The 23,865-nt window shown below is 59.4% G+C and carries 14 protein-coding genes; 5 read left to right on the forward strand and 9 right to left on the reverse strand.

Features of this window, described 5'->3' with window-relative positions:
• The first annotated feature begins 3 nt into the window (after window positions 1–3).
• A complete protein-coding gene (locus CMV30_RS04715; protein WP_096054943.1) occupies window positions 4–1,095 on the forward strand; it encodes an amidohydrolase family protein in 1,092 nt (363 codons plus the stop codon).
• Window positions 1,096–1,126: 31 nt separating this feature from the next.
• Window positions 1,127–2,032, forward strand: a complete 906-nt coding sequence (locus CMV30_RS04720; RefSeq protein WP_138223131.1) for a helix-turn-helix domain-containing protein — start codon at window positions 1,127–1,129, stop codon at window positions 2,030–2,032.
• A 70-nt stretch (window positions 2,033–2,102) separates the two neighbouring features.
• Here CMV30_RS04720 and CMV30_RS04725 read toward each other — a convergent pair whose 3' ends face one another.
• The 4 genes from CMV30_RS04725 to CMV30_RS04740 all read right to left on the reverse strand — a co-directional run bounded on the left by CMV30_RS04725 (window position 2,103) and on the right by CMV30_RS04740 (window position 9,321).
• Entirely contained in the window at window positions 2,103–2,552 is a 450-nt protein-coding gene (locus CMV30_RS04725; RefSeq protein ID WP_096054945.1) for a hypothetical protein, read from the reverse strand.
• A gap of 30 nt (window positions 2,553–2,582) precedes the next feature.
• Entirely contained in the window at window positions 2,583–3,863 is a 1,281-nt protein-coding gene (locus CMV30_RS04730) for an MFS transporter (RefSeq protein ID WP_175414731.1), read from the reverse strand.
• Window positions 3,864–3,971: 108 nt separating this feature from the next.
• Window positions 3,972–6,956: a TonB-dependent receptor gene (locus tag CMV30_RS04735; protein ID WP_096054947.1), complete on the reverse strand. Its 2,985-nt coding sequence runs from the start codon at window positions 6,954–6,956 to the stop codon at window positions 3,972–3,974.
• A 43-nt stretch (window positions 6,957–6,999) separates the two neighbouring features.
• The gene (locus CMV30_RS04740; RefSeq protein ID WP_138223132.1) at window positions 7,000–9,321 is read right to left on the reverse strand and encodes a glycoside hydrolase family 88 protein; all 2,322 of its coding nucleotides are present in this window, start codon (window positions 9,319–9,321) and stop codon (window positions 7,000–7,002) included.
• A gap of 270 nt (window positions 9,322–9,591) precedes the next feature.
• Here CMV30_RS04740 and galK point away from each other — a divergent pair, with 270 nt between their 5' ends.
• Both galK and CMV30_RS04750 read left to right on the forward strand, forming a co-directional pair.
• Window positions 9,592–10,734, forward strand: coding sequence for a galactokinase (galK, locus tag CMV30_RS04745; protein ID WP_096054949.1), 1,143 nt, complete (start codon window positions 9,592–9,594; stop codon window positions 10,732–10,734).
• Between the two features lie 211 nt (window positions 10,735–10,945).
• Window positions 10,946–12,991, forward strand: a complete 2,046-nt coding sequence (locus tag CMV30_RS04750) for a glycoside hydrolase family 43 protein (RefSeq protein ID WP_096054950.1) — start codon at window positions 10,946–10,948, stop codon at window positions 12,989–12,991.
• A gap of 221 nt (window positions 12,992–13,212) precedes the next feature.
• Here the strand turns inward: CMV30_RS04750 and CMV30_RS04755 are convergent, their stop codons facing one another.
• The 3 genes from CMV30_RS04755 to CMV30_RS04765 all read right to left on the reverse strand — a co-directional run bounded on the left by CMV30_RS04755 (window position 13,213) and on the right by CMV30_RS04765 (window position 18,860).
• Window positions 13,213–14,625 (reverse strand): tyrosine-type recombinase/integrase, encoded by a 1,413-nt coding sequence (locus CMV30_RS04755; protein WP_096057619.1) that lies wholly within the window; start codon window positions 14,623–14,625, stop codon window positions 13,213–13,215.
• A gap of 719 nt (window positions 14,626–15,344) precedes the next feature.
• Window positions 15,345–17,027, reverse strand: a complete 1,683-nt coding sequence (locus CMV30_RS04760) for a tetratricopeptide repeat protein (protein WP_138223133.1) — start codon at window positions 17,025–17,027, stop codon at window positions 15,345–15,347.
• Between the two features lie 99 nt (window positions 17,028–17,126).
• Window positions 17,127–18,860 carry a hypothetical protein gene (locus CMV30_RS04765; RefSeq protein ID WP_096054952.1) on the reverse strand — a complete coding sequence of 578 codons (1,734 nt, stop codon included), beginning with the start codon at window positions 18,858–18,860 and terminating at the stop codon, window positions 17,127–17,129.
• A gap of 242 nt (window positions 18,861–19,102) precedes the next feature.
• On the opposite strand from CMV30_RS04765, the gene CMV30_RS04770 reads away from it, so the two are divergent.
• On the forward strand, window positions 19,103–21,688 hold the full coding sequence (locus CMV30_RS04770) for a TonB-dependent receptor (protein WP_096054953.1): 2,586 nt from the start codon (window positions 19,103–19,105) through the stop codon (window positions 21,686–21,688).
• Between the two features lie 88 nt (window positions 21,689–21,776).
• On the opposite strand, the gene CMV30_RS04775 is transcribed toward CMV30_RS04770, so the two are convergent.
• The gene (locus tag CMV30_RS04775) at window positions 21,777–23,177 is read right to left on the reverse strand and encodes an ATP-binding protein (protein WP_096054954.1); all 1,401 of its coding nucleotides are present in this window, start codon (window positions 23,175–23,177) and stop codon (window positions 21,777–21,779) included.
• Window positions 23,153–23,851 carry a response regulator transcription factor gene (locus tag CMV30_RS04780; protein ID WP_096054955.1) on the reverse strand — a complete coding sequence of 233 codons (699 nt, stop codon included), beginning with the start codon at window positions 23,849–23,851 and terminating at the stop codon, window positions 23,153–23,155. The genes CMV30_RS04775 and CMV30_RS04780 overlap by 25 nt, the downstream gene beginning before the upstream one ends.
• Between the last annotated feature and the right edge of the window lie 14 nt (window positions 23,852–23,865).

Consider the following 23,865-nt stretch of genomic DNA (forward strand, 5'->3'; position numbering starts at 1 on the left):
CCCATGGACACCCCCTCTCTGAAATTTTTTGATGCCGACGTGCACGTTCGTTGGGATGATGATCGTGCGATCGCCGATCGCCTGCCCGAGTCTTGGAAAGAGCGCTGGCTGATCGGCGCGGGTCACACGCAGGCGGGCCTGCGGATCAACCCGAAGTTCTACAATCCGCACGAACCGTTTGGCCAGGGCACTCCCCGGACAGTCGGGCGGCAAGGCTTGGTGTCGGCGGAAGCGCTGGCGAAAGACTGGCTCACTCCGCAGGGAATCGATGCCGCCCTGGTGAGCGTTTACGATGCGCCGAATCTCTGTACGTTTGGCGACGTCGATTATCCGATGGAGATGGCGCGCGCGGTAAATGACTGGCTGGCCGAGGAATGGCTGGAAAAGTCGCCGGCTGTTTACGGGACCATCGTGGTGGCGACGCAAAATCCAGAGGAGGCCGCCAGAGAGATTCGTCGCGCGGCCCGTCACAACCGGATGCTGCAGGTGATGCTGCCGACCGGGAGCATGTTTCCCTATGGAAATCGGCGTTTCTATCCGATCTATGAAGCCGCGCAGGAATGCGGTTTGGCAATTGCGATTCACTCCGGCACTGAGGGCATGGGCACAAGTCCGGCGCCCACGCCGTGCGGCTGGCCGGGCACTTTGTCTGAGTTGCGAGTGACACGCTCGACCACGTTTCTCGGTCACCTGACCAGCATGATCACCGAAGGTGTGTTTGTTCGGTTTCCCGAACTGCGCGTCGTAGGTCTCGAGGTAGGCGTGGCGTGGTTGTCCACCTACCTCTGGCGGTTCGACAAAAATTACAAAGGTCTGCGTTCAGAATGTCCGTGGTTGAAGGAGTTGCCGAGTGAATACACACGACGCTTCTTCCGCTTCGGTACTCAGAGTGCAGAGCCGGGTAATCCGGCTTCCGAATTCTGGCGTTTGCTCGGATCCAATCGCCTGGATGAAACCCTGATGTTCTCGAGCAATTACCCACGATGGGATCATGAAACTCCGGTGTTCTCCCATGGCATGGCCTCCGCCGCGCCCGAAAAAATCGAGGCGTTGAAGGTCGGCGTCGCCCGTTCCACCTACCCAAGATTGCTTTGATTCCGCCTGGTCCAACGCAAAGCTGGGCTTCGTGAAACGCGGAACGAAAAAAGCGAAGCCTCCCGTTGTTGACGCGACAGGCGAGAGTTTCGAAGCGCCGCGTTCCTATGACTGGAACGCGGTGCGTTGCCGGCTCCTCTGGTGCTATCGCAATCAGCCGAACACGATCAAAGGTTCGTTTGAGACCATGAATTTCATCCTCTGGCATATGCTGGAGGGCGAAGTCGATGTGACCGCATCCGGGCCACCTGTGAAGGCGGGCAAGGGTTCGTGGATGGTGCTCGTGCCTGGATTGGGGCGGCGCACGCAAAGTTTTTCTCCGAAATCACGCATCATCTCGATTCACTTCGCGGTCGAGGTGGGCTCGGCCAAATGGGAGGGGCCGTCGGTTGCGGTCTTGAAGGGAAATCCCGAGTTGGAAGCCGCGGCCGAAGTGCTGGAACAATTCACCTATAAAAAGCACGCCGACGGCATTCCGCCGGGAGGTCCGATCCTGTCGATTTCCAGTTTCGAAGAGCAAATCGAGGTCCGGGAAAAAATCTGGGCTTTCTGGCGTATTCTCGCACCGCAGATTGCGACAGCAGGCATCCGGCTGCGCGCTCCTGATCTGACGCATCCGCTGATGGCCAAGAGCATGACGTTGATCGAAAGCTGGCCGATGGCCGCCAACTGGAATCGTCGCAAGGTATCACAAGCCGTGGGCGTGAGTGCGAGTCAGCTGGACCGCATCTGGCGGGACACCTGCGGACAGACACCGTTTCAATTCTGGAGCCAGCGCCGGTTGCTGTATGCGTGCAGCCAACTGCAAAGCATGGAACGCGGCGTGAAGGAAATCGCCCACGAGCTCGGCTTCGTCCACCTCTCGCAATTTTCCAATTGGTTTCGTCGGCATCAACACACGTCGCCGCGGACCTATCGCTATACGTTCTCTGGATGAGCGCCTGACGCTCAGCAAAAAAGCCGGCCCGAGCGGCCGGCTTTTTGCGATGAAGGAATTAGGGGGCTACTCAGTTTTTAGGATTCAGCGTGATTTCACGCATGAGTTTGATGCCGTGAACCTCACGCATATCGACGCGATCGGTGGCGATTTTGAAGCGCTGGTCGGCGTCACCTTCGGCTTCGAGGACGATCTTGCCCCAGCGTTCACGGACGTTGTCCTGATCGGCCATGTTGCGGGTCTCGACCATCAGGAGGACGTTGAAGTCACTGGGGTTTCCCGGATGACCCAGCAGGATTTTGTAGTCGAGGATGAGGCCTTCTTTTTTCGCCTGACGCATGACGGCATCGAAGGTGCGGGTGATGCTTTTCAAGTAGGCTTCGACCATGCCGTGCTTGGCGCGGACAATGGTAATCTCCCAGACCGTGCCTTCCGTGTAAGGAGCTTCGTCTTTGGCGAAGGTTTTTCCGGAAAAAGCGAGGAGCGCCGTGAGAAGAATGAGGAGGAGTTTGTTTTTCATAGAGAGGATCGAGAAGGGACGTACTGCGGATCAGTGTGCGCGAACGTTATCCGCAGGAGCTTCCTGACGGATGAATTCGCGCGGGAAGAAACGGTAAGCGGCAAAGAGCAGCGCGCTTCCGCCGAGAAGGTAAGCCCAGGCAAGACCGGACAGACCGGCGCCGAGATCGCCGCCTTGCTTCATGGCGCCGAGAATCAACGGAGCCAGAGAACCGATCATGAAGGAAAACGCCACCATGAGACCAGCGGCCGAGGCATGAAAACGACGGGGCACGACATCGAAAAGCGATGCGTAGATGTTCGAGTCGAACAGGCCGCGGCAAAAACCGAAACCACCGAGCGCGATGTAAACAACGGTGAGATTGTCGGATGCGCCCATGAAATAGAGCGAAGGGATGCCGAGAAGCAGCGCGGTACCGGCGAGATTCAGACGGAAGCTCGGATATTTCTGAGCGAATTTGTCGGAGAACTTGCCGCCAAGCATAACACCGACGAACGCGGCCACCAAATTGTAGAATACGCTGAAGAACCCGGCGTTCGCTAGCGTGAGCCCAAAGGATTCATGGAGATAAGTCGGCATCCAGGCGAGGTAGCCAATGCTCACGAAGGTGCTAAGGCCGAGTACGAGCGAAAAGATGATCGCCGTTTTAATCTTTATAAGCGATTGGAGTACTTCTTTAACGCGGGGCCGCTCACCGCTGATGACCGGGCTGACTGAGTGCGATCGCTTCATGCGCAGGTGAATAACAACGGCGAGAATGATGCCGAATCCACCGAAGACAAAGAAGGAGCTTTTCCACCCGAAGAGCTGCCCGAGCCACCCAGCCATGAAGCCGCCGCCAATGGTTCCGACGTAAAGAGCGGATTGGTGAACCGCGAGCGCGAGACTGCGGGATTTGGTGTGATGCTCTCCGATGAAAGCCACAGCTGCGGGAACATACATGGCTTCACCAACGCCCGTAGCCACGCTGCGGATGGCTATGAAAGAAATCAGTCCGACCGAGAGGCCACTGAGCAACGTGGAGAGGCTCCAGGCGGCGAGGCTCAAGACGATGATAATACTGCGCGGATAACGGTCGCCGATGTAGCCGGCCGCGGGAAGCACGAACGCCATCGTCACGACCATCGTTGAGCCGATCACCCCCGCTTGGAAATCATTCAGACCGAGATCAGCTTTGATGAGCGGAAGCACCACATTGAAAATCTGGCGGTCGGCCTGATTCATGACGTAGGCGAGGAAAAGCCAAATGATGATTTCCCATTGGTAAGGAATCAGCGGCTTTTTCGCCGTGTTTGCAGAAAGAGATGCCATGTGAGTCGGATCTTGAGCGTCGAAGCAGGATGAGAGTGGGCCTGAATTATAAAACCACCGGGCAGAGGACATCCCGCCCGGCGGTTGAATCTTTAGCGCGAGCGGTTCTTAGAAGACCGCCTTCACGGCCAGGGTATAAGTGGTGCCGACGCGGAGGTGATCGTAGAGCGTCGGAGCACTTGGAGCCACTTTCTGCATCTGGATGTAAGGAGCGTCGGTCACATTGCGCGCGCTCAAGTTGAGGGACAGCATGCGTGTGAGTTTGAAGCCGGCTCCGCCGTCGATCTGCGTACGCGCACGACGATAAGTCGCGCCTGTGGTGGTGGTCGGCGTGTCGTCGGTCCAGTTGCCGTTCGCGTAGATATTGAAGCGGCGATAGGTGTAGGAAATGCCGCTGTTGACGGAATGCGGCACGAGGCCGGTCTTCAGTTCGGTGGCATAGGCGCGGGTGTAGTTGGCGCGAACATTCAACCGGCGGAAGGCGTTGCCGAGGAAGCCGAGGTTCTGATTGTACGAGAGTTCCATGCTGCGGACTTTGACCTGGCCCGGGCTGTTGGCTGAGGTGATGAAACGGTAGCCGGTGTAATCCTCGCCGGCGTAACCAAATTCCGCGGCGGTGAGTTCATCGCTATTGATGAGATCTTCGACGTGGTTCTCGTAGAGGGCCACGCTGAATTCGCCGACGTTCTTCATGTAATAAGCGAGACGGGTCGCAAAGTTGGTGGCGGTTTCCGGTCTCAGCTTAACGTTCGGCGCAGTGACTGTCTGGTTGTTGTCATTGACGACCCAGACGCCCGCCACGTCGTTGTATGCCGGACGGCGGATTGTGGAGCTGAAGCCGGCGTGCCATTCAAGGTCCTTGATGATCTCGTAGCGAATCGAACCGCTGGGGAAGAAGTTTTCGTAGTTGCCTGTCCGGTACACGCGAGGACGGGCCAGGAACTGATAAGCTACGCCCGGAATGGTGGTGGCGACGCCGCTGGCGTTGACCGCATAACCGGCGGCAGTGACCTCAGCCGAGGTCCGGGCATCGGGCTCGAGCACCTTCGTTTCTGTGTCCTCGTAACGCACCCCAGCGCGGATGGTGAACCCTTTCACCTGGGCAGTGCCCATGAAATAACCGGCGTTGATGCTCTCGGTGAAGTTACGGTTACGGACGACGTGGGTGTTGTAGTAGTCGGTCGCGTTGGAGGAGTTGACGAATTGCTCGGGATTGGTGCGGAAGCGTTCGCCGATATCCGCGAGATCGGGCATGAAGATACGACCGCCGCTGATGGAGGTGATGTTCACGTTGGTTTTGCCGAGGTCCCAGACGAATTCAGAGGGAAATTCGCCGTAGTGGGTGGAATTGCCGTTGGGTCCGACATAATTGTAACGATCCAAAGAGCGCTTATCGGAGAAGGTCCGGTTTTCTTCCCGGAACTTGAGGCCGGTCTTCCAGACGATCGGGATGCCCCAGTTGGTGGAAAGACTCGCATTGGTTTGTGCAGTCATGAACTCGCCGCGAGAGCGGCGGCTGTCTTTGGCGATGATGGACGGTTTGCTGAAGGCAGAGCCGGAGGCGATGTCGCGGCCGGCAATCTGCACAAACTGCCAGTCCGGCGAGAGCGCATCGTTCGGCCGCACGGCGCGGTAGTTGACGTTCGCCGCCACCGGGCTGTTGAGAGTCTGCATCGTGCCATGGCGTCCGAAGTTGTCATACCAGCTGGTGGAATCCGAGTAGGACGCAGCGCCATCCCACACAAAGTTGCCATTCTTGTATTCGAATTTTGGTGTCACAGTGATGGTTTCGCCCAGCTTGGAGATCGCCACCGGGTTCACGGTGATGCTCGCGGCAGTTGAGTTGGTGGTGAAACCGAAAACCGGATCAGCGCCGATGACCGAGCGGCCACCGGTGGTCGCGGTCATAGAGCGCTGCATGTTCCAAAGTTCGGAGTAGTTGTAGATTGTGGTGAGCGAGAGCGTAAGGCGGTCCGTTGCGCGGAAGTCGGTCGTGAACGTGGTGGAGAAACGCCGGTTGTGACGCGGGAGTTGCTGGAAAACAATCGATGTGGGCACCTGCTCACGACGGTCGGTCGCCGTGGGGCTGCGATTGTAGTTAATTGTGACACGGCTGGCGTCCGAGTAGATGTTCGATTCGGAGACGTTGAAGACGAAGCCGAGGCGATTATTGAGAAACACATCGGAGTATTCGAAAATACCGCCGGGCCCAAATTTGTAGCTGCCGTCGTGATCATCGGGGCCAATGCCTTTGGAAAGCGTCATGGCGCTCGAGTGCATGGCCGAGTTCAATTGCAGGCTGATACGGCGGTCCTTGCGGTCGAATGCACGTTTGGCGCGGAGATTGATCGTACCGGCGGGGGCGTTGGCATCGACGTCGGCGCTGATCGTGCGGGAAATTTCGAGGGAATCCATGCTGCTGAGGGACACCATCTCGAAACTGGAAGCGCGAGTGTTGGTACCGGTGCCGGCGGTGTCGTTGGCATCGGCGGCGGCGAGCGACATGCCATCAACCGTGACCTGCGTGTATTCGGAGCCGAGGCCGCCGAGGCTGACGTTGCGGACTTCACCGTTGACGGTGTCGAGTTGCACGCCGGGAACATTGCGGAGGAACTCGCCGATGTTGCCTTCCGCGTTTTCACCGAAGACGTCGGAGGCGATGTGGTTGGTGATATTCATGGAGCTGCGTTGCTCCATGATCGCCTTGGCGTTTCCTTCGCGTTCGCCGGAGACGACGAACGCCTGCATGACGAGTGTACCGTCTTCGCTCGGGAGGTTGAAATCGTGCGTGACGGTCTGGCCGGGCTGGACGACAAGCGTGGCCGTCTGCGTTGGATAGCCAATATAATCGGCTTCGACCGTAGCATTTCCGACTGGGACATTTCCGAACCGGTAGGAGCCGCCGTCACCAGAAGTGGTGGTTTCGTTGGAAGGCAGCAGGCGGATCTGGGCGCTGCGGGCGTATTCGCCTGTTGCAGGATTATAGACCCGGCCGGTGATGGCGCCTGTTGCGGGTTTTTCCTGGCCGATAAGGGTGAGTGCCGGGCTTAAAAAAAGTAGGCCTGCGTAGAGGAGCCGTTTAATCGAGATCATGAGTTACTTGGGTAGGTGGGGAACAAAAACAAATTTCGCCGAATCATGGCGCAGCGGGAGCCACGGGGATCTTGGTGCCATTAAGCGCGGCGAGTTCGTGGTAGAGCTCGGGATCCTGCGTGATGAGATCCTTCATTCCGCGCAGCTGGCTGACCGAGACCCAGGGGAGCCAGAATTGGTGGCGGCCGATGCCGCGAGGGAGACTGAAACAGTAATGTTCCTGCTGCCAGCCGGGGCCGCGTAGTCCGAGCGGTTTGCCCGGGAGTTCGATCATGGCCTTGGTATTATGCAGAAGGATGGTGGCGACTTCGAGGTAGTGCCTGTCGCCAGTCAGGCGATACAGTTTGGCGAAACTCGCGACGTCGAAGGCCATGTAGCCATCGATGAGCGAGTGGCCGGTGGCGATGAGTTGCATGCCGGTGGTGGGAACGCCGCGTTTCCATTGAAGTTTCGCAGCCGGACTGTCGTCTGGCATAGGGACGTTCCAGATATACATCCAGGTCTCGGCCATGGCGGCAGCGGCTTTGGCGCGCCCAAGCCAACGGTCATCCTTGGTGATGTCGTGGAGCGCGAGATAGCCCTCGAGCGAGATGGTGGCGGCCTCTTTGTCGATGACGTCGGGATTATCAATGGTGCCGCCGACAAAGCGGCCGACGTTTTGACCCTGATTCCATGCGAAGTCGGCGGTGCGTATGGCGACATCGAGATAATTTTTTTCGCCGGTGATGCGATGAAGCTGGGCGTAAAAAGGAACGGCCATGAAGGAGCCGGTCGGCGAATCGGAGACGACTTTCGCGGTGCGCGGCATCCAGGAACGAATGAAGCCACCGCCGGGCTTTTCCTGCGTGAGCAGCCAGTCGGCGAACTGACGAACCCACGCGATCCAGTCGGCATGCGTACGGCCGGCGCGTTGCTCGTCTTCGTAGGCGCGCATCAGCGACTTCATGTCGTCGGTGAAGCAGCGAAGGAAAAGTTCGTGATCCGTTTTATAGCCCCCCTGGGAGGTCGCGTACTCGCCGCTCTTGTGGAAAAAGCCTTCGCCGGCAGGAGGTGCCATTGGGATGCGTAGAAACGAATCGATGGACTTTTCCGCTTTGCGACGGAGCTCGGTGCCGCGTTCGGTGTGATCGAGCGTCGAGGCTGCGAGCATCATTTCAGCGGAGCCTAGTGCGTAGCCGATGAAGCCCATGATGGACTTCGTGATCTCGCGTTCCTTCTGCCCGGGAATCGCCGGGCTGATGATTTGCGTGCCAGCGCGGTCGTCGAATTCGAGCGTGTTCTCCGCGATCATGTCCACGACGTGACGCCAGACGGCACCGAGGTTTTGCGGATTGGCTTTCGGCTTGAGCGTCGTCCATGCCCAGCGCCACGAATCGGAAACAAAGGCTGTGAAATTATCCGCCTGGTTGAAGCGGAAGGACACTTCGTAGCTATGGGCGAATCCGTCCTTGATAGGATGGTAACGCCTGCGCCACGCGGCGTGCGCGGTGGCATGTTCGCTCGATTTGCGTCCATAGTTGATCTGCCCCTCGGAGCCGGGAAAGAGAAAGCCGAGCTGGAGTGTCTTCTCGTTTTCCTGCGCACCAATCGCGCCAAAGAGAAAGCGGGCATCGGCGCGGGACGCGTGGGAGAAATCGTTGCCTTCGGAATGAGTGGTCGCGCCGTTGGGCGCGGAATTCAGGACGGAAAGCGTGGAGCCGTCGGCGAAACGTGCGCTCATGAGCGGCGCGGGCATGCGATCTTCGCGAATCCAGACAGCGTAGTTTCTCGGCTGGTAATAATTGCCCGCGCCGAAGGAGTTGTTCCTCAGATGGGCAAAATTTCCGTAGATCATACCAGGCGAAAACCATTCCACTTCCGGCCATTTTTTTGGCTCGGTGATTTCAAGTGTGACGGAGGAACGGAAGCCGCCGTCGAGATTTCCGTGAACTTTAACGGAGCGGTTCAGACGAAGTGCAGAACCTTCCACACTCCATTCGTCTTCAAACGTGAAGCGGAGATCGTGGAGCCCTTTGATGACGCCGCGTCCGATCCACTTTCCATTTTTCGATTCGAAGCTGCGGTAGGCCGCGCGCAGCGGAGTATAGCTGTCAGCATTCTTGTCCCAGACTTCGACTTGAAGTGGGAACGACTGGCTGGCGCTCGCCATCCCCTGCCCCTCGATGCGGATGCCTGTGCTGTCGTCCGGATTCTTCTGCGACTGGAGAACGGGCTGTTGCCGAGAGGCGGTGGTCGTGGCGGCCGCGCTGGCGATAAAAGTAAAACCTGCCAGCGCAACGGCGGCGAAAGATCGAACAAAAGAATTTCTTAAATCACGCATGATGCGGAGAGCTGGGGGCGGCACGAGGTCGGGGTTAACGAACACGAGCGGATAAACACACAGCGCTTTTGGCACATCTAATTGCTTAATGATTCTAACCGAAATGTTGCTTCTCATGTGCTTTTCCAAAACGCGCAGCAGTGTGCAGCATGTGCGATGATGCTTTCATTACGGCCGGCGAAGGAGAGTTTCCGGCAGCAAGAAGTGAGTGTTCGCGCGCGACGCGTATTCAAAAAAATTTCCTGCGCGTAAATGGCTGCGTCAATGGAGTCAGAGTCTCGACACGCGAACTCTGGTTTGCAGCGTACGCCGGAAATGTCCGCCGCACGCACCTTCGCCCTGCAAGAATTTCCCATTCATTTTTCTCACCGACCGCTCGCGTTGGTCCGCTCCCCTGGCCGGGTGAACCTGATCGGCGAGCACACCGATTACAACGACGGCTTCGTGTTCCCACTCGCGATCGAACGCGGAACCTACATCGCCGTCGGTCCGCGATCGGACCGGCAGGTTTCGCTCTACTCAACTCACTTCAATGAGACCGCGACCTTCGCGCTCGACGATCTGGAAACTCCCGTTCCCGAATGGGCCGAGTACGCGCGAGGCGTCGCTGCTATACTACAACTCGACGGTTTTTCGCTTCACGGTTTTAACGGCGTCGTGGCCGCAGATCTTCCCGTTGGCGCCGGTCTGTCCTCGTCGGCTTCTTTCTCACTCGCCATCGCTCGCGCGCTTCACGTGACGTCCGGATTTACTTGGGACGCCACCAAGATGGCGCTGCTGTGTCAGCGTGTGGAAAACGAGCACATCGGTGTGAACTGCGGCATCATGGATCAGCTTGTGATTGCTGCCGCGCGTGAAAACCAAGCGCTGCTCATCGACTGCCGGTCCCTTGCCACGACGCCTGCGTCGCTTCCGGCAGAAGCTGCGATCGTCATCATGGACACCAAAAAAAGCCGGACCCTCGCCGGCTCTGCTTACAATGTCCGCCGCGCACAGTGCGAGGCGGTCGCCAGATTTTTCGGAGTCAAAGCCCTCCGTGACGTGACGCTCCCTGAACTCGAAGCTGCTAAATCCAAGTTGGACCCTCTGGACTATCAACGCGCCTGTCATGTGATTTCCGAAAATGCGCGGACCGAAAAAGCCGGCAGTCTCGGAACGCCGCCAGCTGCTGAACTCGGCCAGCTCATGAACGCGAGCCACGAAAGCCTGAGGAATGACTACGAAGTTTCCTGTGATGAGCTCGACGAGATCACCGCTCTGGCACGCCACCAACCCGGTTGCTTCGGAGCACGCATGACAGGCGCAGGCTTCGGCGGTTGCGCGGTAGCGCTCGTCGAAGCGAACAAAGCCGAATCGTTCGTAATGGCCGTCACGGCGGGCTATGAAGAACGCTTCCACGTGAAGCCCGCGCTTTATGTGACACGCGCAACCGCAGGCACCTCCCACGAAATGCTCTGATCTGCTTTTCGCTGCGCGCTCTCTGGTACGAAAGACAAGTTTTGCCGCAGTTTGATAAAGCAAATTAGGATGACTTGCCGCCCGCGTAACTTCTCATCACCGGGCGCGTGCAGCCCTGAATGCGCTGGAACGCGGTATTGTCATCGACTGCTCACGGTCGAACAAACCGCGCAGATTTTCCAAATGTGTTCGGGACCATGCCCCTATCCCCATGAAACATTTCGGCTCCATCCTCGCATTTATTTTCGCCGCTGTCTTGTCCCTGGCGGCAAACCCACCGGCAAGGGTCATCGTGGTTAAAGGTTCGGATCGCGCTTCCAGTTCGAGGGAACTGTCCTCGGCTTTCACACAGCTCGCCAGCACAGGAGGCGTCATCGTGTTAAGCGGGGGCGTGCGCGTGGACGCCAACTTCGTCACCCCGGCCCATGCTGCACCGATAACGATCACCAGCAGCCACGACGGCAAAGACTATCAGGCTGAGCGCAGCGCGAAGCTGATTTTAGAAGGCGATTACACGGTCAATGGTCCGACGACCTTTGCGAAGGTGCTTATCGCTGCGGCGGGCAAATCCAGTCATATCCATTGCAACGGTTTTCCGGTCGCTTTCTCGGATGGAATCTCGTGTGAGCCAGGACAGGCAGGACGATTTCCCTCGATCACGGGGGGCGCACGCCGGAAAGATGGCTCCACCGGTGCCGATATCACCATCAAGGGTGGACAGTGGGATTCCGTGCTCGGCGGTTCGACGTCCGACGCCGAACCGACCAGCGGAAATCTCCGGATCGTGGTCGATGGGGGTCGTTTTAACGGAATGGTGTGCGCGACCGGATCAGGCCGGCATGTGGGCGACGCTCAGCTGACGTTGAATGCCGGATACTTTTATGGCGGCGTGGCCGCTCTGGCGAATAAGGCCGGTGCGGCAGTGTGGGGAAGTGTCAGCGTGACGATAAACGGCGGCATCTACCACAACACCATCGCCGCCTTGCGTCACCCGGAGGCTAGCTTTTCAGGCGACTACACGCTCACGATCAACGGTGGCGTTTTCAGTTCGCTTACCGGGATTACCGGCACCGACGGCTTTCCGGGCGGTGCGACATCTGTCCTGAACGCGGCACCGGCGCTCCTGGATCAGGAAAACGAGGGAACACTGTCGTTCAGCAATCCGCTGATCGAAGGCGCGGATCCGTGGGTTTTTCAGCACGATGGATTTTATTACAGCACGACCACGGGCTACTCGCAGCTCGTCGGCCGCAAGGTCGCGAACTTGGGTGACCTGCCTCATGCCGAACCTGTGACCCTCTATAAGCCGGAAGCCGGTCACCCCTATTCGAAGCATCTCTGGTCACCAAAGATTTATCACTTGAGCGAGGATCTCGCCGGTGCGGGCAAGGGAGGATTCTATCTCTATTTCACAGCGAACGACGGCAGTGGTCGCTCGGCCTGGGATCACCGTTTGTTTGTTTTGCGCGCGCTCACAGATGACCCGCTCGGCCCTTACGGATCGCCACACGATGGCACGCGAGACACTCCCATCCGGGTGAACAGCGCGTTGAAGAATCAGTTCAACGACGAATGGGTGGCCGGCCCGAAAGTGCTTAGTTACAGAGGAAAAAATTATCTGATCTGGGTCGGACGCTTCGGGGGTCCTGAGTCGAAAAAAGTCGGTGACCACTGGCAGTGCCTTTACATCGATGAGTTGATCAATCCGTGGACGGTTGCGGGACGCGCGGCGATGATCTGCAGCCCGACCTTGCCGTGGGAAAAACACGGTGCCGGCATGACCGGTTCTGGCGATCAAAGGCGCATGCTTCCGGAAGTGATTGAGGGTGGCACGCCCATCGTAACCAAAGATGGTACGCTCTATCTCGCGTATGCCGGCAGCGGTTACTGGACTCCCCACTATGCGATCGGCCTGATGAAACTGACCGGCAGCGATCCGATGAATCCCGCGCACTGGCAGAAGTCGTCGAAGCCAATTTTCAAAGCGTCGAAAGAAGTCGTTGGTTCAGCCAACGCGTGTTACGTGTTCTCCCCCACCGGCAAATCCCACTGGGCGATTTATCACGCCTACGTCGGACAAAAAACCCGCGGTGTTCCGCGACAGCTATTTGCTGAGCCCTACCTCGCAGACAGCCAAAGCATGTCGATCGGTCGAGGTACTCCCGCCCCGCTTGGGTCAAAAATGGAAATCGAAACCAATCCGATGCCGTTGCGAAAAAAGGTCAGCTGGTTCTCAAAATTTGCCGAGTATTACTAAATCACACTGAAGCCTCAAAGACACAGTCATTAAATCTGCTCTGCCGCAATATGCAGCAATAACTCGTTGAGTTTGCACCCGCTAAATCATAATCCTCGGGAGAGAGGTGTTCCAATGCATGCAGAACTCCGCTTTAGTTCTACTCGCGCAATTGGGATGACAATCACTACCTCCCGATTAGTAACCTCCGTTTAGCAAAAAATCCTCGCTCAGCGCTTTGACTACACAGCTTTTTCCTCAAGGAGATTCTTAAGTATTTTCATCAATTCAGCCGTATTGCTGCTAACTGCGGTCAGAGGCTTCAGTTCGGAGTCTCCTGAGAAAAACGAAGTCGGCTCAATCTTGCTGGAAACATAGAACTTTCGGGTTACTCCAATCGTGGAATGCCGCAGACCAGAACTAGCCGCCAAGATCCCCTTACGGTCGGCGAGGTGAGATCCAAACTCTTTTCTCAACGTATGTATCCGAGAAGTGGAGCGAGTGATTCCCTTACCCTTTAACCATAGGCAAAGCGCTTTGAAATCTTTCGTGCACCGATACTGCCTGTACACTGCGTCAGGACGCGGAGCGACGTCGGAAATGAGCACGAATTCGCCTTTGGAAATCTCGGCATGCTTACGGAGCACTTCCGCGAACTGTGATTCGAGCCGGATTTTCCCGACCGACGAATCGCTCTTCAGGCGTCCATATTTCGTCGGAGCGATGGTAACAGTCCCGGTGGCAAGTTCCACATTCGACCACAGCAGTTTGTCGATTTCGTTCCGACGGAGGCCTGCACCTATCGCCAGGACAAAGATCACCAGCTGGTTTCCGGAAAGTTCGGCGAAAGCTGCTTCGATCAACTTTTTGGCGTCTACCTCCGACGTGTAGAAATAATCTGATTCGCGTTCCGGAAGAAACTCCACTGCGTCGAAAGGAAGTGGAGATGGCAGCACGAGATCCGAACATTTTGTTAGAACTCGCCTCATGACACGCTTGGCAAAAAGCGCACGAGCATTGCGAAGAACACCGTTGGCGGTGTGCTCAACCCTAATGCGCTCGGGCGTATTGGCTGGGAACCGTGCCACATACTCGTCGCGCCAGATAGCGATCAGTTTTGGCGTGATGGTGTTTAACCGCGTCCCATCCACCGCCGCTCGCCACCTGGATATTTCAGCTTTCCCAGGAAACTTGTCGGTGCCGTTGAACTTAATTTTTCGGATTCCGCTCACGATCCGTCGAAATCTGGCCGCGTACGTGTATAGCGTGCACGGATCCAAGTGACCATGCTGGCCGACCAGTTCGATGTAACGGCCGACCGTCAACTCTGAGCGCTCAGCTGCAAAGGCTGGCTTGTATTTCGATCGGGTCTCTTCCCATGTGTGCAGCCGAAGAAAACAATCGATCTCTCGCGCGAGCTTCGCCGCTGAATCCAGATCTGATCCGAGCTCGAACCACTCACGGCAGCCGCGACATTGGATGCGCAGGAGGTAGTAAGGCGCGTTGGGGCGACCGAAGTATTTCCGGGTGTTTCGTTGGATGCGTTGCTTCAATTTGAGCATCGCACCGTGGGTGGTTGTTTTTGGGCTTTGGCCCACGTTTTGCCCACTGGCGGGAACTGATCCGAAGACTTCGCTTTCAGAGAGGTTTTTCATGAGGTCGAGAATTTCCCCTCGTAAGTGCCTGCCTACCAATACGGCAAAGCGGACATTTCTTCGCCAAAAGCGGACATCTCACAAGAGACCACCATCAAATAATTCCTCTTAAAATCCCCTGCTCGTAAGAGCGTGCCGGTTCGAGTCCGGCCGGGGGCACCAACTCAGCACAGCTCAAAGAGCAACTCCCGGGAAAATACCGCCACAGCTCACGCTCTACGTCTTCAAAAAACTCATCACTCGCATTGAACTCTCTCGGCCCCCCTCGATCAGCGCACCCCGACGGCCCACCTCTTATCAATAACACTGCCCAAAACATAACCGTCTCCCGCGCCAGCAGCCTAAACAACGCATCCGCAAACTGCTAAAAATCATCCGTTAGCGACCTCGCATAGCCCGCTTGAACTGTCCGATAAAACCCCTGCGGTCAGTGCCAACGCTGATGAATCTTAAGACCCCTATTAGTCAGCGTAACGATTTCATGAATGCCCGGCCGCAGTATTGACGTTTCCCGCCGCGCATTGAATCTTCTTTTCGTTGTTAGCGCTTAGCGCTGACATTTTGGGGTAACTAAGAAAGCAAATGGCCGGTCGTGTAGGGGTACACGACCGGCCAACTTTTTTACCCGTTCCGAGCCCTCTACTGATCCAAGTTCCCCCTCCCCCTGTACGCTTCACGCATCAAGGTCTGAGTAGATCAGTAACTTGTGCCCCATCCCACTATAGTGCTCCTTCCGCCTTACGCGCCGCCTCACGGATAATACTATTACGCGGATAACGCTCCGCCGCCTTCACCAAGTAACCTCCAGTGCTCGCATGTGGCTTTCCCTCCCCGCGCAGCACGACCTCCGAGAAAAAAGCCCACAACGTCTCCGTGTTCTGCCCTGCCTTCACCGCCTGCGCCAGCAACGTCAGCACCGGCTGGATCTGCGCCACGGTGAGCTTTTCCCCTTCTGCCTTCCCCTCGAGCGCCTTGCGATAACGCAGTTTCGCTTCCACAATCAGAATTCTCGCCGGTGGCTTTGGCAGCGCCATCAAGGCCTTTGAGAGTTTGCGCGCCCGCTCCACCGAGCCCACTCGCTCTTCAAGCGTTGCCAGTACCGCCAGCATCTCCGGCTCGCGCTCACCGCGCCAGTAAGCGATCCGCAACACATCGAGTGCCTGATCCCAGAGTCCTTGAGTAATGAATGCGTCCGCCTTGAGCCGCGCGACTTCCGACTGTGTCGCCTCGCGAATGCTAAACGCCGGCAGCTCAGGCAACCGCCCCTTGAGTTCCATCGATGCGAATGCCGCCATGCCCCGCCCCTGCGAAGCCAGCTCCACCTCCATCTTTTTAGTGGTGCGCCGGAAACACTCTTTGAAGAGCTGCTCTGACACCGGCTCCCGCTCCAGCCGCTCCATGAATTGGATAAAATTCGGCGCCAGCTTCCGATTATTGCCGTACAAGCAGTAGTGCGTGAAGGCCCCCGCGAGCATGACTTCGTTGAAGCTGAGCTTTTCGGTCTTCTGGAAAACCGTGAGCAACGACGGCACCAACTGGCCGGTGAAATCCACCGCTACCCCGGCAAACGCGATTTTTTTCCTGCTCACTTCACTGGTGTAAACCAGCCAGCCCATCCCTTCGCGGAACCACAACGGCGGCGGGTTCGACATAGAACGCATCCCAAATACCGCCGCCTCTTTGGAAAGCCCCGCCGCGATCATTTCTTCACCCAGCCTGCTCATCCCTGCCGGGCTATCCGCGTTGATCAAAGTAGCCACCACGCCATCGCGCGCCCTCAGTACCACCACTCCGGCTGAAAGCGGACGCATCAGCTTCGGTGAATCGAAAGCACCGTCGAACGTGCCCGACTTCATGGGCACATCCCCGCCGTACCGTGTCCCCATCGTGCCATAACTGCTGCTCCGACCGATTGCAGTCAGGCGGCTGTCCATCTCAGGACCGGCGTCCGCCACCTCAAACGAAACAAATCCCTCGCTCGTATGCTCAGGCGTACTTATCGCGTCGCTTTCCCAACTCTGCGCCACATCCACGTCGGCTGGCATGAACGCCTGTCGCGTCCGATCCAGCACCACAATCATCGGCTCACGCGGTAACGCCTCGATGATCGTCGGCCACAAAATCGTCCCAGCCAGCTGACGCCGTTGCAGCTCCTCCACAAACACCCGCGTATTTTTCTCCGACAGGTTCGAAAGCACTTCGTAGCCCGAGGCCACCACCACCTTTTTTCCACGCTCCAACACGCCCGCCGGGACCAGCACATAGCGCCAGGACTCAGGCTGCGGCAGCACCCGGTCAGCCCTCACCACATATTGGGACATATCAACATCCACCGCCGCCTTGTCCGATGCGCCCGACTCCACCGCGATCAACGCTCCCGCCGTCGCCGCGATCAGACTCACACGCGCAACGGCGATCCTCATCCTCTGCCATCTCGGGGTACCCATGACGTGAATCCTCTCAGGACTTCCGATGTCCGCGTCAGCTAAAAAATCCCCGCGCTACGACTTCACTCTCGCAAACTCCACCGCCTGCCGGATCGTCGTATTCCCCGGATAACGCTTCGCCGCCTGGGCCAGAAACGCGCCGATGCTCTCATGCGGCTTGCCCTCACTCCGCAGGACAACCTCCGAGAAAAACGCCCACACTTCCTCTGAGTTCTGCCCTTCGCGAATCGCCCGCGCCATCAGGCTCAAAATCTTGCGCGTTTCCGCCACCGTCAGCTTCGCCCCATCAGCCCTCGCAGCCACCGCTTCGCGATAAACCAGCTTCGCCTCCACCGGCAATACGCGTACCGGCGGCTTCGGCAAAGCCATCAACGCGCCCGATAATTTGCGCGCCCGCTCGACCGAACCCAGCCGTTCCTCCAGCGCCGCCAGCACCGCCAGCATCTCCGGCTCGCGCTCGCCCCGCCAGTACGCGATCCGTAATTCATCCAGCGCCCGGTCCGGCTTTCCCTGCGTGATCAACGCATCCGCCAGCAAACGCGCCGCCTCCGACTGCGTCGCTTCGCGCACCGTGAACTCCGGCATCGACGGCATCTGCCCGCGCGTCTCGATCGAGCGAAACGCCGAGAAACTCCGGCCATACGTCGCCAGCTCCTGATCCACCTGCTTCATCGTTTTTCCAAAGCACTCCTTGAACAACGCATCCGACAACGTCCCCTTCGTCACTCGCTCGGTAAATTTCATGAACTGCTCGGCGTGCTTCCCGTTGTCGCCGTAAAGCCCGTGGTGAACAAACGCCGTCGCCACCAGCTTCTCCTCTTCCGTCAATGCGCCCGTTTTCGCCAGCACCACCTGAAGCGACGCGAGCCGCTTCTGGGCCGGCATGACTATCCCCTGCGCGAACGCGAGCCGGGTGGGTGTCACATCCGTCAGCTCGATCAAGCGGTGCAGCCCGGCATCAAACCAGCGCGGCGCACCGCCCGGAAGATTTTGTAGACTGGCGACGGAGATCCACGCGCTCAGGTTCGCCGCCAGTTGCTCCTCCGTCGGCTTCTCCGCACTCGCGAGCGGCTGGTCGGCATTCACCTGAGCCGCAATCAACCCTTCTCTGGCCGTGAGCACCACATAGCCCGGAGGCAGCGGCAGACGCCGTGATCCTATATCAAACGTGCTCTTCTCCACTGGCCGCGGATCTACCCGGGACGACGCCTCCTCAACGATCTCACCCGGAATAGGCATCGAGTTGATCGCCTCCCGTTCACTCACTCCCTGCGCCTCCACCAGCCACGCGCCCGAATCAAACGCTCCCGACGCGAAATCCGCCGAGCCCGCATCCGACGCCGCGATCGGATCACCGCTCCACGCGATCGCTTCCGAACTATCAGGCGTAAGCGACGCCTGCTTCGTCTCATCGAAAATCACCACCAGCGGCTGCCTCGGCTGCAAATTCACCAGCATCGGCCACATATACGCACCGGCAAACTGCCGTAGTTGGATCTCACTCACAAACAGACGCGTGTTCTTCTCCGACACATTGGACAACACTTCGTAGCCCGGCACCACCACCGTCTGTTTGCCTCGCTCCATCACCAGCGCGGGCACGCGCACATAGCGCCACGATTTCACCATCGGCAGCACCCGCGTCTCCTGCACCACATACTGCGGCATATCCACGACCGGCTCCGCTGCTGGTGCCGTCACCGGCTTGTCCTCCGCACGCCCGCTCCACGCACTCGACAACAAACACGCAACACTCAGCACACGCCTCGTCCAGCTGGGGTAATTCATGCCCGACTGCTAATCGCCACCATTTCAGCGGCAAGCGAAGATCCGCCACCTCCTCCCGCGCGGCTGCACTCCTACCCGATAAAACCGCCCGCTCATGAACGCGCCCAAAATTCAACCAGTCAGACTTTTCACGTCATCATTCACACACACCTCACATCCCGCATCGCCCACGTAATCTCCCGATAAGCTCAACTCGCCTAAGCTCGGCTCACCACAACGTCGCCCACCCGGCGTTGCCCAGCATGACGCCACGCCCACGCACTTCCGTTCTCTCGATTCACTGCCTCGCCCGCATTGCCAGCATCCTCCTGCTCGGGCCGCTCTCTCTTTTGTCCCAGACCGAAAGCACACCAGCCGACGCCCCCACCGTCATGCTCGAAGCCTTCAAGGTCACCTCCGACCGCCTCTCCGCCAGCGATCAGGAAGGACCGCAGATGCTCGACCGCTACGACAACAGCCAGATCGACGACACCGGCGCATTCACCATGACCGAGTTCCTCGAAACGCTCCCCGGTGCCGGCAGCGACGAAGAAGTCCTCGTCCTCATCGACGGCGAACCCGCCTACATCGATCCCGCCACGCTTCCGCTCGGCATGGTCGAAAACATCGAGGTCTCCCGCGACGGCTCCATGCCCGAGTACGGCGCCCAGTCCTCCGGCCGCGTCATCAACATACGCCTCAAAAAAGATTACCAGGGCGCCGAAGCCGGCCTGAAATTCGACGCTCCTCTCGCCGGCGGCGGCGGCGAACAACAAACTCTCCGCCTCTCCACCTCCGTCTCCCGCGGCAAACTCCGCACCCTCGTCGCGATCAACGCTTCTCACCGCAGCGCCCTCGACGCCACCGACCGCGCCTTCGCCCGCAATCAGGACCACACGTCTTGGGGCGGCAGCGATCTCCGTCTCGCCTGGGGCTCCCCCGCCGTTATCCGGGCCGTCAACGGCCCGCTCAACGGTCTCACCGACGCCAACGGCAATCCCGTCAACACCGCCCTCGTCCCCGAAAACCAAACTGGCTCCAGTACCAGCCTCGCCTCCAGCGACTTTCTCACCGGCGGCCCCGAAGCGTCCGGCCAGCGCCGCTTCGACACCTCGCCCTACCGCCAGCTCATCAGCCCGTCGCAACAACTCGGCGCCACCCTCAGCACCTCGTATCCGATTTTCGGTGAACGTCTGCGCGCCTCCCTATCCGGCTCCTTCACACACTCCGAAAGCAAACGTCTCGGCCCGCCTCCCGTTTCCTCCGCCTCCTCCCGCACGCGCGTCCCCGCCGCCTATAATCCCTTCGGTCAGGACATCGAGGTCGGCCTCGTCCACACCGAGTTCGGCCCCACCCGCCAGAAATCCTCCTCCGACCGCGCCCAGCTCGGCCTCAAGCTCAACGGCAAGCTCCCCGCCTCCTGGTCCTGGAATGGCGGCCTCGCCTACCGCCGCGACGAATCCTCCCAGTCCGCCACCGACCTCGACCCCGCAGCATTCACCGCCTCACTCGCCTCAGCCGATGCCTTGACCCGCTTCAATCCCTTCGGCGATCCCACCGCAGGTCCGGTCAACGCCCACCTGTATCCATCTCTCACCTTCAACCGTCAAAGCGACACCGTCCGCAACAACACCCGCTTCGATCTCTCCGCCAACGGCACGCTTACCGAGACGTGGGCCGGTCCGCTCACTCTCTCCATGCAGGGCGGCTACCAACTCGACGACCGCACCCGCACCTCGCGCGGAGCCCCCGGCACGTCATCGCCCGAAAGTCACTACGAGAGCCAGGCGCAAAACGCCTCCACCTCCCTCAACATCCCGCTCACTGGTCGTCGTAATCAGATCCGCTTCCTCAACCGCCTCGAAACCCGCCTCTCCGCCCGCTACTCCTCGCAAGACGACGGCAGCGAAGGCACCGGAGCCGATGTCGGCCTCGTCTGGTCCCCCATTCGCCCGCTGCTTTTTCGCGCCCGCCACGCCGAGCAATCCTCCCTTCCCTCACCCGACGTTTCCGACCGCCGCGAAACCCTCGTCAACGAAACCGTCCTCGATCCCCGCCGCGATCTCGCCGCCACCGAGGCCCAGCTCATCGTCCGAGACATCGCCCAGTTCGGTCGTGAAAACAGCACCCGCCAGTCACTCGGCGCCACCTTCGAGCCTCCCTTCGCTAAAGGCCTCCGCCTCTCCGGAGCGTACCAAAATCAGCAGCGCGAAAACCTCATCCAGCGCCGCTTCGATACTCAGGACGTCATCAATAACGAATCCGCCTTCCCCGGCCGTGTCATCCGCGCCGCCCCCACCGCCGACGACTTGGCCAACGCCCGTCCCGGCGCCATTCTCTCAGTCGATACCACACCCGGAAACACCGGCCGCAGCGAAGCCAGCTCCCTCGACCTCAACCTCGAGTACGCGATCCCCGCCCAAAAGATCGGCCGTATTCGTATCTCGGGCACAGCCGAGCGAAACCTCACCGACACCCGCGAAATCTCCCCCGGCGTCGCCTTCATTAACGACGGCGGCGGCCGTTCCTCCCGCCCTGACTGGACCTTCACTAGCACCGCCTCCTGGAACTTCAAAGCCTGGATGGCGTCCCTCCGCCTCGATCACACCGGCGAAATCGCGCCCACCGCCCGCGGCGAAGGCGTCCCCGCTCAATCCCTCGTCACGCTCAACACCGGCTGGCGCTTCCGCCAGAAAATCTCCCCCAAACGCTCCGTCCAGTACCGCCTCGGTCTCGGCATCGGCAACCTCTTCGACGAAGACCCGCCCCGCGCCGACACGATCTCAGGCTACCGCGGCGGCTCCCCGCTCGGCCGCACCTACACCGTCTCACTGTCCGCCGCATTGTAACAATTCCTTCCCGAGGTAGGGCCGGCACGCCGTGCCCGGCCTCCGCACATGCAACACGCTGCTCTCACACGCCAGCGCCCGCCCGCACTCAACGTTTCCCGGAGAGCGTCATCGTCAGCACCCCGCGCTCATCGAGCGCCGCGCTCAACGTATACCCGAGCTGCTCCGCCAGCGACCGCGCCAGCGCCAGCCCCAGCCCCGCGTGTGTGCCACCGCCCGTGCGCGCGCCGTCCTTCCGCCAGAATCGCTCGAACAACTTCGGCAGATCTTCCGCGCGCAAATTGTCCGCCGGATTGCTCACGCGAAACGCAAACGCCCCTTCCGCCAGCTCCGCCTCCACGACGACCACTCCGCACCCCCGCGCGTAATTCACCGCGTTCTCCAATAGATTCGTGATGATCGACCGCACCAAAACCAAATCTGTCTCCACCACCGCATCCGCCGCCACGCTCCGCTCCACCGTCAACTTCCTCACACCCACCGTCGTCGCCAGCGACTCAAGCACGCCCTCGACCAAATCACTCAAACCCACCCGCTCCTTCGTCAGCGTCACCTGCCCCTGCTCCGCCCGCGCCAGCGCCAGCATCCGGCCCACCAGCGCCTCCATCTGCATCGCGATTTCGAGCACCGTCTTGTCGCTCTCCGCCGTCCGCTCCTCCGGCCATTTCAACGCCAGCTCCGCCTGCGAACGCAGTTCCGCCAGCGGCGTCCTCAACTCGTGCGCGAGGTTCGCGCTAAACCTCCGCTCCCTCTCAAAATTAGCCTCCAACCGCGCCAGCAAATCGTTCAATCGTCCCGCGATCGGCTTCAACTCCGCCGGCAATTCCTCCACCGCGAAACGCTCCGTCAGCGAGTTCGCGTCGATCCGCGACGCCTGCTCCGCCACCGCGCTCAACGGTTTCAACCCGCGCCGCAACACCAGCGGCACCACCAGCAAAATCACCCCGACCATCGCCGCACCCGCGATCACCAGAGTCACATTCAACCGCGCAATCAGCCCTTCTACGTAACTCCGGTCCGATGCCACCACCACGCGTGCGCGCATCTCCGCTTCTTTCCGCGCCCCGCGCCGGTTCTGCTGATCCGCCGCAAACTCAATCCCGATCGCCCGTCCCGGCCGTCCATTCGGCAACTGCAAATCCCAATAAACCGGTGCCTCCAACGTCCCATGTGCCAGCGGCAGATCATGCCCCCACAACGAATCCGAACGCGTGAGCGACGCGCCCTTGTCGTCGAACACCTGGAAAAAATCCATCGCCACATCGTAGTCGAACTCGCGCAAAAACCCGTCCGAAAACTCCACCTTGATCTGGTTGTTCCGCTGCTGCGTGGACGTCACAATAAACAACGCCTTCACCCGCAGCGCGTCGTCAAACTGATCGTAGATCGAGTCGCGCAGCGCCCAGTAAGTCGCCCCGCCCGCCCCGCCCAGCAAGAGCGCGAGCGCCGCCAGCACGCCCAGCGTTAACTGCCTTCGGATGGAGCGCATGCGTCCTGTGATTCCAATACGTACCCGTGCCCGCGGCGCGTCCGGATGATCGGCCGCGCCTTCGCTTCAGAAAGTTTTCTCCTCACGATGCAGATCGCCGAATCCACCACATTGCTCATCGGGTCCACCTGTCCGTCGTAGATGTGTTCCTCGATCTGGCTGCGCGATACCACCGCACCGCGATGCAGCGCCAGATATTCGAGCAGCGAATACTCCCGCGACGTCAGCTCGATCACTTGATCGCCGCAAAAAACCCGCTTCGCCGAGGTGTCGATCGCCACATCGTCGATCTCGATGCGCGCCGTCTTCACCGCGTACTTCCGCCGGCAAAGCGCCTGCACCCGCGCCAGCAATTCCTCCAGCGCGAACGGCTTCACCAGATAATCGTCCGCCCCTTGATTCAGCCCGCGCACCCGATCCTCCACCGTGTCCTTCGCCGTGAGCAAAAGCACCGGCGTGTTCTTCCCCGCTTTCCTCATCTGCCGCAGCACCTCCAGCCCGTCCATTTCCGGCAGCATGATATCCAGCACGATCGCGTCGTAGTCGTTCGACTGTGCATGCCACAGCCCGTCCTTCCCGTCGCCGGAAACATCCACCGCATAACCCGAACGGCGCAGCGCCGCCCCGACGTTTTGCTGCAAGCGGGCCGAGTCTTCTACGAGGAGTACGCGCATTTCGAGGAGCCCGC

It is taken from the genome of Nibricoccus aquaticus (assembly GCF_002310495.1).
GTDB lineage: Bacteria > Verrucomicrobiota > Verrucomicrobiia > Opitutales > Opitutaceae > Nibricoccus > Nibricoccus aquaticus.